Origin of the sequence: Enterobacter sp. AG326 (genome assembly GCF_004362415.1) — a bacterium.
GTDB classification, from domain to species: Bacteria; Pseudomonadota; Gammaproteobacteria; order Enterobacterales; family Enterobacteriaceae; genus Enterobacter; species Enterobacter asburiae.
Map to the genome: position 1 here is coordinate 328,700 of NZ_SNXG01000001.1, position 16,438 is coordinate 345,137.

Annotated in this window: 16 protein-coding genes and 1 pseudogene; 7 read left to right on the forward strand and 10 right to left on the reverse strand. The window is 53.6% G+C overall.

Annotated features, from left to right (window positions below):
- Positions 1-39: 39 nt before the first annotated feature.
- Positions 40-813 (forward strand): DeoR/GlpR family DNA-binding transcription regulator, encoded by a 774-nt coding sequence (locus DFO52_RS01555; RefSeq protein WP_133549834.1) that lies wholly within the window; start codon positions 40-42, stop codon positions 811-813.
- 38 nt (positions 814-851) lie between these two features.
- Here DFO52_RS01555 and DFO52_RS01560 read toward each other — a convergent pair whose 3' ends face one another.
- The 5 genes from DFO52_RS01560 to DFO52_RS01580 form a co-directional block, all read right to left on the reverse strand.
- Positions 852-1,214 carry a DUF4406 domain-containing protein gene (locus DFO52_RS01560; protein WP_029741273.1) on the reverse strand — a complete coding sequence of 121 codons (363 nt, stop codon included), beginning with the start codon at positions 1,212-1,214 and terminating at the stop codon, positions 852-854.
- A 149-nt stretch (positions 1,215-1,363) separates the two neighbouring features.
- The gene (locus DFO52_RS01565; RefSeq protein ID WP_029741274.1) at positions 1,364-1,735 is read right to left on the reverse strand and encodes a VOC family protein; all 372 of its coding nucleotides are present in this window, start codon (positions 1,733-1,735) and stop codon (positions 1,364-1,366) included.
- Positions 1,736-1,823: 88 nt separating this feature from the next.
- A complete protein-coding gene (locus DFO52_RS01570; protein WP_133548988.1) occupies positions 1,824-2,252 on the reverse strand; it encodes a DUF4354 family protein in 429 nt (142 codons plus the stop codon).
- Positions 2,253-2,290: 38 nt separating this feature from the next.
- The gene (locus DFO52_RS01575; protein ID WP_029741276.1) at positions 2,291-2,734 is read right to left on the reverse strand and encodes a PACE efflux transporter; all 444 of its coding nucleotides are present in this window, start codon (positions 2,732-2,734) and stop codon (positions 2,291-2,293) included.
- A gap of 76 nt (positions 2,735-2,810) precedes the next feature.
- Positions 2,811-3,773, reverse strand: coding sequence for an NAD-dependent epimerase/dehydratase family protein (locus DFO52_RS01580; RefSeq protein WP_133548990.1), 963 nt, complete (start codon positions 3,771-3,773; stop codon positions 2,811-2,813).
- A gap of 94 nt (positions 3,774-3,867) precedes the next feature.
- Here DFO52_RS01580 and DFO52_RS01585 point away from each other — a divergent pair, with 94 nt between their 5' ends.
- The 4 genes and pseudogenes from DFO52_RS01585 (at position 3,868) to DFO52_RS01600 (ending at position 6,932) form a co-directional block, all read left to right on the forward strand.
- Complete coding sequence (locus DFO52_RS01585; RefSeq protein WP_133548992.1) at positions 3,868-4,776, forward strand: LysR family transcriptional regulator; 909 nt, start codon at positions 3,868-3,870, stop codon at positions 4,774-4,776.
- 250 nt (positions 4,777-5,026) lie between these two features.
- Positions 5,027-5,152 (forward strand): annotated as a pseudogene (locus tag DFO52_RS01590) (AraC family transcriptional regulator N-terminal domain-containing protein); the annotation flags it as partial.
- Between the two features lie 214 nt (positions 5,153-5,366).
- Complete coding sequence (locus DFO52_RS01595; protein WP_063439400.1) at positions 5,367-6,332, forward strand: hypothetical protein; 966 nt, start codon at positions 5,367-5,369, stop codon at positions 6,330-6,332.
- Positions 6,333-6,347: 15 nt separating this feature from the next.
- A complete protein-coding gene (locus tag DFO52_RS01600) occupies positions 6,348-6,932 on the forward strand; it encodes a hypothetical protein (protein WP_133548994.1) in 585 nt (194 codons plus the stop codon).
- Between the two features lie 42 nt (positions 6,933-6,974).
- On the opposite strand, the gene silA is transcribed toward DFO52_RS01600, so the two are convergent.
- From silA to DFO52_RS01620, 4 genes are read right to left on the reverse strand one after another with little or no spacing between them, the layout of a single operon-like run.
- Positions 6,975-10,115, reverse strand: coding sequence for a Cu(+)/Ag(+) efflux RND transporter permease subunit SilA (gene silA, locus DFO52_RS01605; RefSeq protein ID WP_133549836.1), 3,141 nt, complete (start codon positions 10,113-10,115; stop codon positions 6,975-6,977).
- Between the two features lie 10 nt (positions 10,116-10,125).
- A complete protein-coding gene (locus DFO52_RS01610; protein ID WP_133548996.1) occupies positions 10,126-11,376 on the reverse strand; it encodes an efflux RND transporter periplasmic adaptor subunit in 1,251 nt (416 codons plus the stop codon).
- Positions 11,377-11,387: 11 nt separating this feature from the next.
- Entirely contained in the window at positions 11,388-11,729 is a 342-nt protein-coding gene (gene cusF / locus DFO52_RS01615) for a cation efflux system protein CusF (protein ID WP_047647704.1), read from the reverse strand.
- A gap of 28 nt (positions 11,730-11,757) precedes the next feature.
- Positions 11,758-13,143: an efflux transporter outer membrane subunit gene (locus DFO52_RS01620; RefSeq protein WP_133548998.1), complete on the reverse strand. Its 1,386-nt coding sequence runs from the start codon at positions 13,141-13,143 to the stop codon at positions 11,758-11,760.
- 162 nt (positions 13,144-13,305) lie between these two features.
- Between DFO52_RS01620 and DFO52_RS01625 the strand changes: the two genes are divergently transcribed.
- Together DFO52_RS01625 and DFO52_RS01630 are read left to right on the forward strand one after the other, a co-directional pair.
- The gene (locus DFO52_RS01625) at positions 13,306-13,989 is read left to right on the forward strand and encodes a copper/silver response regulator transcription factor (protein ID WP_133549000.1); all 684 of its coding nucleotides are present in this window, start codon (positions 13,306-13,308) and stop codon (positions 13,987-13,989) included.
- Positions 13,979-15,433 (forward strand): Cu(+)/Ag(+) sensor histidine kinase, encoded by a 1,455-nt coding sequence (locus tag DFO52_RS01630; protein WP_133549002.1) that lies wholly within the window; start codon positions 13,979-13,981, stop codon positions 15,431-15,433. Before DFO52_RS01625 ends, DFO52_RS01630 begins: the two co-directional genes overlap by 11 nt.
- A gap of 3 nt (positions 15,434-15,436) precedes the next feature.
- Here DFO52_RS01630 and DFO52_RS01635 read toward each other — a convergent pair whose 3' ends face one another.
- Positions 15,437-16,342, reverse strand: coding sequence for a LysR family transcriptional regulator (locus tag DFO52_RS01635; RefSeq protein WP_133549004.1), 906 nt, complete (start codon positions 16,340-16,342; stop codon positions 15,437-15,439).
- Positions 16,343-16,438: the final 96 nt, after the last annotated feature.

Below are 16,438 nucleotides of genomic sequence, written 5' to 3' on the forward strand. Positions count from 1 at the left end.
TCATCTTCAAGATAAAACATGCAACATCAGGAATTCATGATGCTCACCAGTCAGCGAAAACAACTGATCCTCGAAAAGCTTGGCGCCGAAGGTCAGGTCCAGTCAAAAGCACTAAGTATTTTCTTTGACGTCTCTGAAGACACCATTCGGCGTGATTTACGCGAGCTGGCGGCAGAAGGGCGTTTACAGCGTGTTCACGGCGGCGCGCTGCCGTCATCTTCTGCTGTTGCGCCATTTGCTGAACGACAGTCCGTGAAGATGGATGCAAAAAAAAGGGTGGCCCGGAAAGGGGCACAGCTGATTTCATCAGGCCAGGTGGTGATCGTTGACGGTGGCACGACAACTTCGGAGCTGATTACGTTTTTCCCTCCTGACCTGCGCATAACGGTGGTTACGCACAGTCCGAGCATCGCCCTGGGGCTTGTGGATCATCCGTCCATCGAGGTGATTCTGATCGGCGGTCGCTTGTATAAGCATTCCATTGTTGCGGTCGGCGCTGCGGCCATCGAAGGCATCGAAAATATTCATGCAGATCTGTTCTTTATGGGCGTGACCGGGATCCATCCTGAGGCGGGGCTGACAACCGGCGATTTCGAAGAAGCGTGCATCAAACGTGCATTTTCCGGCAGAGCAGCTGAGACGGTTGTCCTGGCTTCTCCGGAAAAGATCAACACAGCGTCTTCGTTTGTGATTGGCGATGTGTCATCGGTGAACACCATTATCGTTGAAGACAATACCGATAATGAGTGGATCCGCGCGGTATCGGAAAAGGGGGTATCCGTCGTGTTGACCTCAGAGAGTGACACTCTCTGATAGCCAGCCTGTGCTCACAGGCTGGCTGGCGGACTGCCTTAAGCCTCAGGAATGTTCTCAAGGGCGGTATAAACCTTCAGGCCATATTTGCGGGCGACCTCAATGTCCATATCGGCACCTTTAGACGCACCGGCAATACGATAAATGGCATCACATTTAGCTATGAGCCGGTGAGCAACGGGGTACAGCATCGCTTCACTGATTTCATCACCAACCGTTTTCGATCCTGCGGCTTTTGCCAACGGCAAAGCCAGCCATTCGCCAATGACCGGGATGTGACCCCGCTGGTAAACGGCTAATGCTGCGCTTTCGAGACGCGCCAGATTCTCATCAATGCGTGCCTGAACGCCTTCGGTTCCGCTGCGATAGGGGCCGGCAATTAAAATTAGCTGTTGTGTCATAGGTACCTCTGTCAGTGTTATTGCATGAAGTTGCACGTTTACTGCCGATACATTACGGGATTGTCGCCGCGTTATGAAATAGTTTCGTGCATTATCGTGCAAAAAGATGCATGGCAGATCATTTAATCGCTTCTGACAGAAGGGCTGAGCTACTGACTTTCCGGCGCATGGCACACCGCCTCGATATTGTGGCCATCGGGCGAGATGACAAACGCGGCATAGTAATTGTCACCGTATGACCTCAGCCCCGGCCCGCCGTTATCACGTCCGCCGGCGCGCAGGGCGGCATGGTAAAACGCATCAACCTGCTGGCGCGTGTTGGCGACAAACGCCAGATGCAGAGGGGCTGGTTTTTCATTTGTCTGAAAAAGACAGAGCGAAACATCCCCTGAACTCATTTCGACACCGTAGTCTGGCGTGCCTTCATCGATGAGTTCTACGCCAAGCGGCTTAAGCGCATGGAGGAAGAAGGTTTTACTTTTTTCATAATCACTGACGCCGAATTTCACATGATCGAACATGGTTCCTTCCTTTATGAGTTGGAGAAATAACCAGTATAGAAGGAGAGTGGGGTCGAACATGCTAAACAACGTGTCAATGTGACAGTCATCAATTTATGCAGTCTTTCCCGATGCCGAAACGGACAAATGGCATATTTAAAACGTCAGGGTTTGAGCTGGAAAAATAGACCAATCCTGTTCTATTGTCCCGCGGTTTATATTTTTTCAACATCTCAAGCTCAATGCCGGTGCTCATAAATGTTTTTCCATTTTTATCAAACAGGAAGAAACAAATCTTATTATCTTTGCCCGGCTCAATACTTTTACCCGACGCGTTATCCAGCGTAACCTTATAGCTAACCATATATTTTGCTTCGCCCGTTGTACTGTCCCATTGGCTTCCCTGAGACTCTTTTTGAGCGAAAATGGTTATCCCGGTGAGTTTGTCGTCATGGCTCTCTTTCTGAGCGGCTTGAGCCGTCACGGCGGCGGATAACGCTAACGCAAGACAAATTCTTTTAGTCAGGAGACTTCGCATTTTTCTTCCTCTTCATTTTTTACATTGATCTACTATAGCTATAACGCCGTACGTTTCCGTCCAACGAACGTCCAGCGCAGGTAGTCGTAAAGCCAGTTAAACAGCATCGTATAGGGCAGGAAAAACAGCACCAGACCAATCTCAACAAAAAATGCCTCAGCCACGGTCAGATTCAGCATAACCATTGCCACAGGGATTAAGGAGATGATAAGTCCCGCTTCAAAACCAACCGCATGGATTGCGCGAACGAGAAATGTGCGCTGAAACTGATGTTTTTTCTGCAGGGAGTCAAAGAGCTTATTAAAAATAAAATTCCAGACCGTTGCGGTAAGGGCGGATATCACGGACAACGAGCCTGACTGGAGTACCGACACGTTCATCAGCCAGGCGAGTGACAGCGCGATGATAACGTTGGCCGTCACTTCAAAAATGACAGCATGGAAAACTCTCTCTTTAACACTCTTATTTAATTCAATTTCCATTTGCTTACGGCAGCGGTTTTTCAAAAGCTGAAGTATATCAGATATCTTTCAACCCTTTCTAAACGTGCAGGTTATGTTAAATACAGCCCAGGCCCGCTAATGTAGAACACACGGCCTCGGTAAGGGGGGTCTGCGGTTCATGGCCTAAAAAGGCAATCAGTTTTGAATTATCCATCTCTATTGTCTGCTCCCAGAGATATCGCATCTCCCGCATTTCACGCAGCGTGGTGTTAAACGGACTCATTGCAGAGACCAGCCACCACGGAAATGACTTCACCTTCGCCTTAATACCGGCATGCTCCGCGACGTGCTTTATGGCTGTGGTCATCGTTGTCCCATCAGGATCCCAGTGACCACGCATATGGAAACAGGAAAACGCTTCGAGCTCATCCCGCCGCGCCAGCAGTGCCGCAACGATTTCGGCGACATCCGGCAGATAAGCCCACTGATGTCCTGCGCCGGTTTGCCCGGGATTTTTAATGACCTTCGGTGGATGCCCCGGTTTTACCAGTCCCTGTGAAAACCAGTTGTTGCCTGCGAGGGGACCAAAAAAGTCGCCCGCCCGTAAAATGAGCACCTTACCGCCACGCTGAGCATAGGCTGAGAGCGCATTCTCCATTTGCACGCGTATGGCTCCTTTTCGGGTAATTGGATCCTGAGGGGAATCCTCGCGTAAGAGGGGAAAAGCATCAGGACCGTAGTTATAAATCGTGCCCGGCAGAACGATTAATGCACCGTTTCGCTCCGCTGCGTTGATGGTGTTATGCAGCATGGGTAAAACCAGCTGTTCCCAGTTTCGATAACCCGGCGGGTTAACGGCATGGACAATCACGCTGCATTCTGACGCCGCTGCCTCAACCTGTTCAGCATTCTGCGCATCGCCGCTTATCCACGTCATGCTTTCGTTGAGATCGTCATGTTGAGGGGCGCTGCGGCGCAATGCCCGAACATCCCATTCATCACGGATCAATTTACGGGCAATTTCGCCACCGATCCCACCGGTTGCGCCCAGTATCAGTACCTTATTTGTGCTTTTCATCGTCTGGCCCTTATTGGATATCTGCTTGACATCTTAGCGGCCACACGGGCTAAATGTAATTGCATAATATAAGCCAGCAGGTATGCATATTTGTATGAAGCTAAATATTCCGTGGGAATGGTATCGCACCTTTTTGGCCGTGATGAAGGAAGGGTCACTGTCAGGAGCCGCTCACAGGCTTGCTATTACTCAGCCAACCGCCGGACGGCATATTGCTGCGCTGGAATCAGCCCTGGGGCTTGTTTTATTTACTCGTTCGCAGACGGGATTGCAGGCCACGGATGCAGCCGTTGAGCTGAAGGGTCATGCTCAGGCGATGGAAAATACGGCCATGATGATTGAGCGGTCGGCTGCCAGTTTCAGTTCCGACGCAACCGGATTGCGGGGCGTGGTGCGCGTCGCCGCCAGTGAAATCATCGGAACGGAGGTTCTGCCTCCCGTGATTGCACAGATAAAGGAAGAATATCCGCAAATAACCGTTGAACTGGTTCTGTCTAATCGAGTTCAGGATTTACTGAATCGGGAGGCGGATATTGCCGTACGCATGGCGACGCCGGTGCAGGAGCAACTGATTGCACGTCGGATGGGAAGGGTGGAAATAGGTCTGCATGCCGCGCCAGCCTATCTGTCACGGCGTGGTGCTCCGGAAAGTATTGATGAGTTATTAACCCATACGCTTGTCGGTTTCGATAATTTAACGCCCTTTATTTTACAGGCGCTTAAACAATACCCACAGCTAAACCGCGATCTGTTTACCGTTCGGACCGACAGCGATATTGCACAATTAAACCTTATTCGCGCAGGGGCCGGTATCGGAATGTGTCAGGTACAACTGGCAGATTTTTCTCCGCCGTTGCAGAGGATAATGCCTGAATACTTTGCGTTTCATCTGGACACCTGGCTGGTGATGCATGAGGATTTACGCCACAGTCAGGCCTGTAAAACGGTGTTTGATTTTCTTGCTGAGGGTTTACAGGCTTATATCAACAGGGCAAAGCGGTAAGCCACGCACTGTGAGATGATTAGCGTGACGATAGCAGCACTTGAGAAGACACACTCAGAGGCCATCAGCAACCAGGCCAACGATGCCCATAAGATGCCAGATTTCTTCTGATTCCATATTGGTGCGCATAATGTATATTATGTTAAATACGATGTGGACATCAGAGAATAAGCCATAAACTGTTCAGTTCAGTCAAAACCCTCATAGCTGCCTTCCCTCTCACATCAATGCAGTGGCCTTTTGGCCACTGGACGCGGGAACGGGTGTAGGGATCGGTACAGTTACTGATGTTTTGCTGGAGCCTTTCTGCCGCCTGCTCTCTTTGCTTGACGAGCCTCAAGCCATTCCTGTTCTCGGGCCGCTGATTCAAAGAGAGTTCGGTCAATCGCCTAAAAGGGATATTACTGAATTAAGAGAGTCTGCGGGTAAGGTTTAATACCCCCTAGTATCGTTTACATTTTAGTCAAGCAATATCATTTGCTCACCGAGTTAACGCTGCTATTATCTAAGTCTTAGTGTTCGAATCATAAATTTCTTCAATAAATTATCCTGCTAATTAATTGTCCTCACGGAATGAAGGAGCTTCCCCGATGAACTTACCAGGTCAGCAGTCGCCTGACAGCACCCTTCCCTCTTATGACCTTTCGCGCAGCCTGGGACTACAAACCGGTGCTGATATCGATTTTAAAAAGCTGGCCGCCCAACTCGACTGCACGCGTAATTTTTACAATGTCGGCATCATTTTTGATGATGGCAAACAGCGCTGGCTGGTACGCCCTTCACGCCGCATTGCAGATGTGAATCAGAGCACCGTCAGCCATGTGGTAATCAGTAAAATTCCGGATGCTAAGGAAATCAGTGCAGAAAAAGCTGTGGTGGCGACGCTAACGACTCCCTCACTTGCTACGGAAATTACCTCAACCGGTTTTGCCTGTGGCGCGATGATTGTTACGCTTGTTATGGCGTTTGGTGCCGGTGCGGCAGTGCCTTTTACCGCTGGCGGGTCTGGTGTGATTGCTGCGATTAGCCTGTCCGGTACGCTGGCAACGGGCGCACAATGCATGATTGGCGCGGGCCGTCTGCTGGCTATCCATAACGATCATGGTTCCGATGTTGCCTGGCTCGACAGCCAGGACTGGTATGTAGCTACCACGACGGTTCTGGATGTCATTTCGCTGGCTGCGGCAGGAACCGCGCTGCGAGGTACTTTAGAAACGTACAAGCTGATGAAAGCGGCATCCTCAAGTAAAGTTACCGCCTGGTTCCAAAGCCTGAGCCGTGCCGAGCGTAAGCGCATCACGGAAGAGATCATTAAAGCGCAGAATCCAGGTATTTCCAGCGCCGGTGTGAAGGCAGCGATCCGCGCAGGCGTCTACCCGAAACGTTTTCCCAGCGAATCATTACAGAAATCACTGCAACGTGAGCTGATGAGTGCTGTGAACAACGCATCGGCCTTTGTTGGCAGTTCACTAACGGGGACGATCCGCAATCCTCAAAACACCGTCCAGTCCGGGCGCTATGTAGTCGGTCTGTTGCAGTCATTTTCGTCTAACTAAACGCTGAGTATTCAAATGGTTAAAGTTTTTTCCCGTCGCCTGCAACGCTGTAACGAGGTGGCTACCAGCATAAGCAATGCCTCCCCGACACAGCTGCAACAGCTAAAGACTGAGTTGGCTGACGAAATGGGCAAACCTGTAGGTCTACACACCATGGGTATTCCAGCGGCGATTAGTACCCTCGGGGTGATTGTCAGTTTCGCTATTCCTCAGCTGTGGCTGGGGTATGGCATACTCGCCGGACTCAACCAACCAGCGGAACACGTATTCGTCTGGGTTGTCCTGATCGCCCTTCTGTTCGCTGGCCTTAACGGCGTGACGATGTTTATGATTGGCAAAGGCAGCATGCGCGCCGTGAGGTTACACCTTACGCTGGCGGTGATAAGCCTGGTATTAACGGCAGCCTATCTGCTGGTCGCGCTGAGCGGTAGCGCAGCTCCGGGCGTCAGTCTGACCGCGGCGCTAGTGAGTATCGGCATGCTACTGCTTAGCGGCAGCTGTATCCTTTCAACCGCCTTCTATAAGATGCTGCTGTTTACTCTGCATAATCGTGCCTGGCGAAAGCTTCTCAGCCAGACGCGTGCTAAAACAGCTCACTAAGCGTTCATTCCGTAAAAAACCCGCCATCGCTGGCGGTTTTTTTTATGGCTTTTTATGCCTGCGCAGCAAAATTAACTTGTACGCCGCAGGAATAATAAACAGCGATAACAGCGGCGCCGTGATCATCCCGCCAATCATCGGTGCCGCTATCCGGCTCATGACCTCTGACCCGGCACCGGTACCCCAAAGAATGGGCAGCAGACCGGCAATAATCACCGCGACGGTCATCGCCTTTGGCCGCACGCGCAGCACGGCACCATGATAAAGAGCGTCATCAAGCCCCTGTTCGGTGAACGTGTCCCGATGGGACAACGCCGGCTGTGCTTCAACGGCATGACGCAAATACATCAGCATGACCACCCCAAATTCTGCCGCCACCCCGGCCAGGGCGATAAAGCCGGTGCCGGTTGCCACAGACATATGGAAGCCCTGCCAGTAGAGGAACCATATCCCACCGACCAGGGCGAACGGCAGACTCATCAGGATCAGCAGCGCTTCATCCACGCGACGGAACGCCAGATACAGCAGAATAAAGATGATCATCACCGTCATCGGCACCATCAGCTTCAGTTTCTTGTTAGCGTGTTCGAGCAGCTCAAACTGCCCGGAGAATGAGACGCTGGTGCCCGGCCTCAGCTTTACGTTCTGACTAATGGCCGTCTTAATGTCGTTCACCACCGACACCATATCTCTGCCGCGAGCATCGATATAAATCCAGCTCGCAGGTCGGGCATTCTCCGTTTTCAGCATCGTGGGGCCGGAAACCACGTTGATATCCGCCACATCGCCCAGCGTGATCTGCTGTTTCATCGGCGTGAGGATAGGCATCTGCTTCAACGCGCTCGGGCTGTTCCGGTAGTCCTGAGGATAGCGAATATTAATCGGGTATCGGGCGACGCCTTCCACCGTTTCACCCACCGTCGCCCCGCCGATGGCCGAGGAGACAAAGAGCTGCACATCGCCCACCGTCATCCCGTAGCGCGAGGCTTTTTCCCGGTTGATATCGACATCAATGTAGCGCCCGCCCTCCAGACGTTCAGCCAGGGCTGACACCACGCCCGGCACCGTTTTGGCTACCGCCTCGATGCTCTGCGCCGTGGCGTCAATATCAGACAAAACGGTACCTGACACCTTGATACCAATCGGGCTTTTGATCCCGGTGGAAAGCATGTCTATCCGGTTACGAATGGGCGGAACCCACAGGTTAGCCAAGCCGGGCAACCGAACGGTCTTGTCGAGTTCGTCAATAATTTTGTCAATCGTCATGCCGGGCCGCCACTCATTCTCAGGTTTGAGCTGAATGGTGGTTTCCACCATTTCGAGCGGCGCGGAATCCGTAGCCGTTTCGGCCTTACCCGTCTTGCCGAAAACAGAGGCCACTTCAGGGACGGTTTTGATTAACTTGTCCGTGGTCTGCAGGAGCGCCGCCGCTTCTGCCGGAGAGACGCCCGGCAACGTTGACGGCATATACAGCAGATCGCCTTCGTTGATCTTCGGTAAAAACTCGCCGCCCACCTGGCTGAGAGGCCAGATCACCGTGAAGATGGATAAGGCCGCAACCAGCAGGGTTGTTTTTGGCCAGTGGAGCACCTTAATCAGTAGCGGATGGTAGGCTTTAATCAGCAGCCTGTTCAGTGGGTTACTGGTCTCAGCGGGAATTTTACCCCGGATCCAGAACCCCATCAGGATGGGGATAACGATGATGGCCAGCGCGGCCGCGCCCGCCATGGAGTACGTTTTGGTGAAGGCCAGCGGACCAAACAGCCGCCCTTCCTGACCCTCAAGGGTAAAGACAGGAATGAAGGATAAGGTGATGATCAGCAGGCTGATAAACAGCGCGGGGCCAACCTCGACAGAGGCGTTGGTGATCACCTTCCAGCGGGTGGCGTTATCAATCTGCTCTCCCGGATGCTGGCGATCCCACTCCTCCAGCCGTTTGTGCGCGTTTTCAATCATGACGATGGCGGCATCCACCATCGCGCCGACCGCAATGGCAATGCCGCCCAGCGACATGATATTGGCGTTCATCCCCTGGAAATGCATGACGATAAAGGCAATACACAGGCCAAGCGGCAGAGAGATAATCGCGACCAGCGCAGAGCGGACGTGCCACAGGAACAGGGCGCAGACGATGGCCACCACGATAAACTCTTCGAGCAGTTTAGAACTCAGGTTGTCGATTGCCCGATCGATGAGCTGGCTGCGATCGTAGGTAGTCACTATCTCAACGCCCTCCGGCAGGCTGGCCTTCAGCGTCTCCAGCTTATCTTTCACCGTCGTAATGACTTCACGCGCATTTTTGCCCGAACGCAGGATGACCACGCCGCCCGCAACTTCCCCCTGCCCGTTCAGCTCGGCAATACCGCGGCGCATTTCCGGCCCCGTTTGTACGCGGGCGATATCTCGAAGGTAAATCGGTACCCCGTTTTCTCCGGTTTTCAGGACAATGTTATTGAAATCGTCCATCGTCTGCAGGTAGCCGCTGGCGCGGACCATATACTCCGCTTCCGCCATTTCAACTGACGATCCCCCCGCCTCCTGGTTAGACGACTCAAGGGCCTGCTTAACCTCCGGCAGACTAATGCCGTACTGAGCCAGTTTTAACGGATTGACCTGGATCTGATACTGCTTCACCACGCCGCCGACAGAGGCCACTTCTGCCACGTTCGGGATCGTTTTCAGCTCAAATTTCAGGAACCAGTCCTGCAGCGAGCGCAACTCCGCGAGATCGTGTTTTCCGCTGCGATCCACCAGCGCATACTCGAATATCCAGCCCACGCCCGTGGCATCAGGACCAATTTCAGAGCTCACGCCAGCAGGCAGCTTGCCCTGAACCTGGTTCAGATACTCCAGCACGCGCGAACGGGCCCAGTACAAATCGGTGCCGTCTTCAAAAATGACGTACACGTACGAATCACCAAACTGCGAAAAACCGCGCACGGTCTTTGCGCCGGGAACCGACAGCATGGTGGTAGTCAGTGGATAGGTCACCTGGTTTTCAACAATCTGCGGGGCCTGGCCGGGATAGCTGGTTTTGATAATTACCTGAACGTCAGAGAGATCGGGCAAGGCATCGACCGGGGTGTTAATAATCGTCCATGCCCCCCAGACGCTGAGAAACAGCGCCCCCATCATGACCAGGAAACGGTTGGCGACGGACCGCCGGATAATCCATTCAATCATCATCGTCTCCTTAATGGCCAGAGTGCGCGCCGTCAGCAGCTTCAGCGTGACGCATGCGCTCCAGCGCGCCGGTAATATTGGCCTCCGAGTCAATCAGGAATAGACCGCTGACCACCACCGACTCCCCCTCTTCCAGTCCGCTACCAATGCCGGACTGCTGCTGAGATTCATGCAGAACGTGGATCCTTTTCGGTACAAAATTCCCGTCCGCATCAACCGTAATCACGCGCTGTTCTTTGCCGGTATCGATAACGGCCTGGGAGGGGATCAGCAGCATTTCCTGGCTTTGGGTATTCAGCTTCAGGTAGGCATTCATGCCCGGCTTCAGCAGCTCATCCTTGTTAGCGACCTGCAGGCGCACCTGCAGGGTACGGGTGGTTGGATCCACGCTCGGCAGAAGACTCCATTTTTCAACCGGGAAGGATTTATCCGGCCAGGCCGGTATCGAAATAACAAACTGTGAGGTCTCTTTCAGCAGATAAGCAATGGATTCAGGCACTGCCGCGCCGATCCAGACCGGATCCATCCCCTGAATTTGCGCTACCACCTTATCTTTCGAAATATTCATGCCGGTACGCAGGTCAAAGGCCGTGATCGCCCCGTCGATCGGCGCCCTGATGGTAAACCGGGTCTGGATAGTACGGGTCGCGCGCAGCCTCTGAATATCCTCATCCGGCATACCCGCCAGCCGAAGCCGTTCCAGAACCCCTTTAATTTGCGTCGGCGTTCCGCCTGTACTGGATAACAGCAGAAACTCGCTCTGCGCCTCGACCCAGTCAGGAATGGTAATATCGATAAGCGGCGTGCCTTTCTTCACCTTATCGCCCGTCGTCAGCGGGTACACTTTCTCCACGAAGCCTTCCGCGCGCGCCTGCACAATGACAAACTGATAGTCGTTATAGCTGACGTTAGCCGGGATCGTCTGGGCATAGTTCAGCGTTCCGCGCGTCACCTTTTGCGTTTTTAATCCCAGGTTCTGAACCTGGGTCGGATCAATACGGATACCGGCACTGCTTTTACTGTCGTTTTCATCCGCATATTTCGGCACCAGATCCATATCCATAAACGGCGATTTGCCGGGCTTATCGAATTTCACGTCTGGCTTCATTGGGTCATACCAGAAAAGCACCTTTCTTTCTGGTGCGCTATTTTCCGTTTTTTCAGATGAATGAATCGCCTGCCATGCCGTCACCGATATCAGCCCTCCCGCAATAAGGCTGCTGACTATCATGGCAGCATATTTTATTTTTAATGAGGCCATGCCGTTTCTCGCTATTTAATGCTCTTGAGTAAAGAGAGATTGCCCTGCTGAACAAACGAGAAATTCACGTGACTGCCGACTTTTAAAGAATTAATACTCTCGTCAGCCTGAATAAAGGTGAAACGCATGGTCATCGCAGGCCAGCCAATTTCCGGGATCGCTTCATGGGAGATCGTGACTTTTTTATTTGTGAAATCAATGTCCTTCACGATACCGGTCCCGGTGATGAGCTGCTCTGAGGTCCCTTCGCTGGCAGCACTCATCATCTCGTGCTGATGAACCTCAGCCTGGAGGCCGGCAGAAAACACAATGGAGATCGCACCAAATACAACGGCCTTAAGTGAATTGCGCATGGTTATTTTCCTGTTTAATTAAATAACGTTATTCGACCCAACCGCCGCCGAGCGCGGTGAAGAGATTAATTTCATTAACCTGCCGGGCATAAATAAGGTCGAGAATATTTTGCTGAGTGGAGAAAAGAGAACGTTCCGCGTCAAGCACTTCGATATAGCTGACAGCGCCGCTGGAATATAGCCCTCTGGCCCGCTGCTGGGTGATGCGTAGCGAATCAAGATACCGCTGCTGCGCAGCAAGCTGCTGGTTAATGCTATCTCGCAGCGCGAGCGCGTCGGCAACCTGTTTGAAGGCGGACTGAATTTTTTGTTCGTAATTCACAACCGACTGCTGCTGGCGAATTTCGGCCAGCTTAAGGTTGGCCTTATTTCTGCCCGCATTAAAAATGGGAATTTCAATTTTAGGAATAAAATTCCACATCCCGCTCCCTGACGTGAACAGGCTGGACAACTCCGTGCTGCCGGTTGAAAGCCCGCTGGTGAGAGATATGGACGGGAAAAAGGCGGCGCGCGCCGCGCCGATATTCGCATCGGCCGCTTTCAGCTGATACTCCGCCTCCATAATATCCGGACGCTGCAGCAGTATCGCGGAGGAAAGATGAGGAGGCAGTTTTACCGGCGCAACGTCGCTGGCGTTCATGCCGCCGTCACCCGGCAGCGCGCGATAGGTGCCAAGGACCAGCTGCAGGGCATTATTGGCCTGCGCCAGCTCCCCCTCTCTTTTGGCTATATCTGCACGCGTGCTTTCGATCTGTCCCCGGGCCTGTTCCAGCGCCAGGACGTTCGTACTGCCCGTCAACAGCTGCTGCTCAACGAATGCATAAGACTGCCGGTAATTGTTCAGCGTATCCCGCGCGATACGCAGCTGTTTATACGCCAGCTGCTGGTTGAAATAGCTCTGCGACACGTTAGAGACGAGCAGGATATGCACCGCGCGACGGGCCTCTTCGCTGGCGTAAAAGTTTTGTCGGTCGGCATCACTCATGTTCTTCAGCTTGCCGAAGAAATCGAGTTCATAGCTAAGCGCAAGGCCCGCGTCGTACTGCTGCGCGGTGGGTTTGTCACTTTTAAACCCGCCGCTGTACGTGATGCCCGAGGAGGCATTCAGCTGAGGATAGCGATCCGCATCCGTCACGTTGAACTGCGCCCGGGCTTCCTCGACCTTCAGGGCGGCCATTTTGATATCGCGATTGTTATTCAGGGCTTCCGTAATCAATCCGGCAACCTGCGGATCGACAAAGAAGCGTCGCCAGCCGGTGTCCTGATACCCCGCCGCCGCGGGCGTCAGGCCGTTACGGGAGAGCGAAAACTGCTGGGGTACAGGTGCTTCCGGTCGCTGGTACTCTGGGGCCAGCGAGACGCAGCCTGCCAGAATAAATACCGTGCTGATGCTTAGTCGTTTTAACAGGAACATAACGGTTCAAATGAAGTCCAGAGTAGTTTTAGGGCTACTCTACGGAACGCATCCTGTTTGACGGGTGACAGGATAATGACAATGTTGTCATTTTTAGCGTAAGTCATTGTTAACGGTCGCAGGCTCACTAGAATGTCATCAGCAGCTAGTCAGGGGAGCACGATGAAAATACTGATCGTCGAAGACGAAATGAAAACCGGTGAGTACCTGAGTAAGGGACTGACTGAAGCGGGGTTTGTGGTGGACCACGCGGATAACGGCCTGAACGGCTACCATCTCGCCATGACCGCTGAATACGATCTGCTGATTCTGGATATCATGCTGCCCGATGTGAACGGCTGGGACATTGTCCGCATGCTCCGCTCAGGCGGCAAAGGGATGCCCATCCTGTTACTCACGGCTCTCGGCACGATTGAACACCGGGTTAAAGGGCTCGAGCTGGGCGCGGATGATTATCTGATTAAGCCTTTCGCCTTTGCCGAGCTGCTCGCCCGGGTGAGGACGCTGCTGAGACGCGGAAATACGGTGATTGCGGAAAGCCAGCTTCAGGTGGCAGACCTGACGGTTGACCTCGTGTCGAGAAAGGTAAGCCGAGCCGGAAGTCGCATCCTGTTAACCAGCAAAGAGTTCAGCCTGCTGGAGTTTTTCATGCGTCATCAGGGAGAGGTGCTTCCCCGCTCCCTGATTGCCTCCCAGGTGTGGGACATGAATTTTGACAGCGACACAAACGCGATTGATGTGGCGGTAAAACGGCTTCGCGCGAAAATCGATAACGATTATGAACCGAAGCTGATCCAGACGGTGCGCGGCGTGGGCTATATGCTGGAGGTACCGGATGCGCGTTAAGCTTGCCAGGCGCCCTTTTTCGCTTGCCCTGCGGCTGACCTTTTTTATCAGCCTCTCCACGATACTGGCCTTTTTCGCCTTTACCTGGTTTATGCTGCATTCCGTTGAAAAGCACTTCGCCGAGCAGGATATCAGCGACCTGCAGCAAATCAGCACCGCGATGCACCGCATACTTCAGTCTCCGGTCGATCCTGACCAAAAGAAAATTAGCAAGATCAAAGAGTCGATGGCCAGCTACCGCAACGTGGCCGTCCTGCTCCTGGATCCGCAGGGAAATACCCTGTTCAGCTCGGCGCAAGGGGCGGCACTGCGCCCTGCGATGAACACGGCGGATTTTAGCGAACACCGCCGCGCACAGGATGTGTTTCTCTGGACGGTTGAAGACCCTGCCGAAAACATGCACGTCGGGTCCGACATGAACATGGAAACGTACCGGATTATCGCCTCTTCAGGCACGGCGACGCTGCAGGGCAAAACGCAGGGCTACGTGATGCTGATCGGGCTCTCGATTAATTTTCATCTGCACTACCTTGAGGCGCTTAAAAAGAATCTCCTGATGATTGCCGCGGCGATCAGCCTGCTGATTATCCTTGTCATTCGTATCGCAGTTCGTCAGGGACATTTGCCCCTGCGTAACGTCAGCAACGCCATCAAAAATATCACCTCAGAAAACCTGGACGCGCGGCTGGAGCCGTCCCGCGTGCCTGTTGAGCTGGAACAGCTGGTCATCTCCTTCAACCATATGATCGAAAAGATTGAAGATGTCTTTACCCGCCAGGCGAATTTTTCCGCCGATATCGCGCATGAAATCAGAACCCCCATCACCAACCTGGTGACGCAAACGGAAATCGCGCTGAGCCAGAACCGCTCGCAGAAAGAGCTGGAAGATGTTCTGTACTCCAGCCTGGAAGAGTACAACCGGATGACCCGGATGGTCAGCGACATGCTTTTCCTGGCGCAGGCGGATAATAACCAGCTGATCCCTGACCGGGTGATGTTTGATTTAAGTGCTGAGGTCATGAAAGTCTTCGAATTCTTCGAAGCCTGGGCGGAAGAACGCAACGTTACGCTGAAATTTAGCGGGATGCCCTGCCTGATAGAAGGCGATCCGCAGATGTTCAGAAGAGCAGTGAATAATCTGCTCTCCAATGCCCTGCGCTATACGCCAGCAGGGAAAGCAGTGACGGTTTCCATCAGAAATCAGGCTAACGACGTTGAACTGATGATAGAAAATCCCGGTACGCCGATCCCTCAGGAACATCTGGCAAAGCTGTTTGACCGTTTCTATCGCGTCGATCCGTCCAGACAGCGCAAAGGCGAAGGCAGCGGGATCGGGCTTGCCATCGTGAAGTCCATCGTCACCGCGCACCACGGGAAAGTCCGGGTAGAATCGGATGCGGTATCGACGCGCTTCATCCTCTCCGTGCCGGGAAAAGCGGTCTGAGCGTCAGCGCACGGCCCGACACACTTCCAGCACCTTTTCCCTGAGCCATCGATGCCCCGGGTCCCGCTCCATGCGCGGATGCCACATCTGCGACACCGTAATGGTCCGGGTTTTAAACGGCAGCTCAAAGACGTGTACGCGCTCGTTCATCGGCTGATTGAGCAGGTACAGCGCCGGCACCATGGCAATCAGATCGGACGCCAGCGCCACGGATAGCGCAGTCGGAAATCCGGGCACCACGCTGGCGACCTTGCGCTTCATCCCCCGTTCCGCCAGCGCGTCATCGACAAACCCGTGTAACGATCCCTCCGGTGAAGCCACCACGTGGCCCCACGCGACATAATCGTCAAGGCTTACCTCGGGCCGTAATGACAGCGGATGTCCCTTACGCACCGCGCCAACAAACCGATCCTGAAAGAGCCGTTGCAGCCGTATTTCAGGCCCCATATTGCTCTGCACGCCGATCTCCAGGTCGACCAGCCCCTCGCGCAAATAGCGCGAGGTTTTTTCAGGTTTTGGCGAGAAGCGGATGCATACCTCGGGCGCAACGCTCGCCACCGCCGCAATAAGCAGCGGCCCAAGCGCCACCACAAAACCGTCGTTGGCTCTGATGGTGAACAGCCGCTCGAGACTTTCAACCTTCAGCGCGTCGGTGGAGGGCTGTAGCACAGCCCTCGCCTCATGCACGGCGCTTCTGGCGCGGTCCCGCGTGGCTTCGGCCCAGGGCGTCAGCACCATATGACGCCCGGCCCGCACCAGAATAGGATCGCCGGTCACCTCCCGCAGCCTGCTCAGGGTGCGGCTCATGGCGGAGGTGCTGAGATTCAAACGCCGCGCCGCACCCGCCACGCTGGCTTCGGCCAGCAGAACGTCGAGCGCAACCAGAAGGTTAAAGTCAGGATCGGACACGATGACTCCTTAGATAAGGCGTTATATGCAACGATTAAGTGCAGCTGATGCGTCTTCCGCCCTGTATACCGCATGATTATAGTTTCGTCATCACTA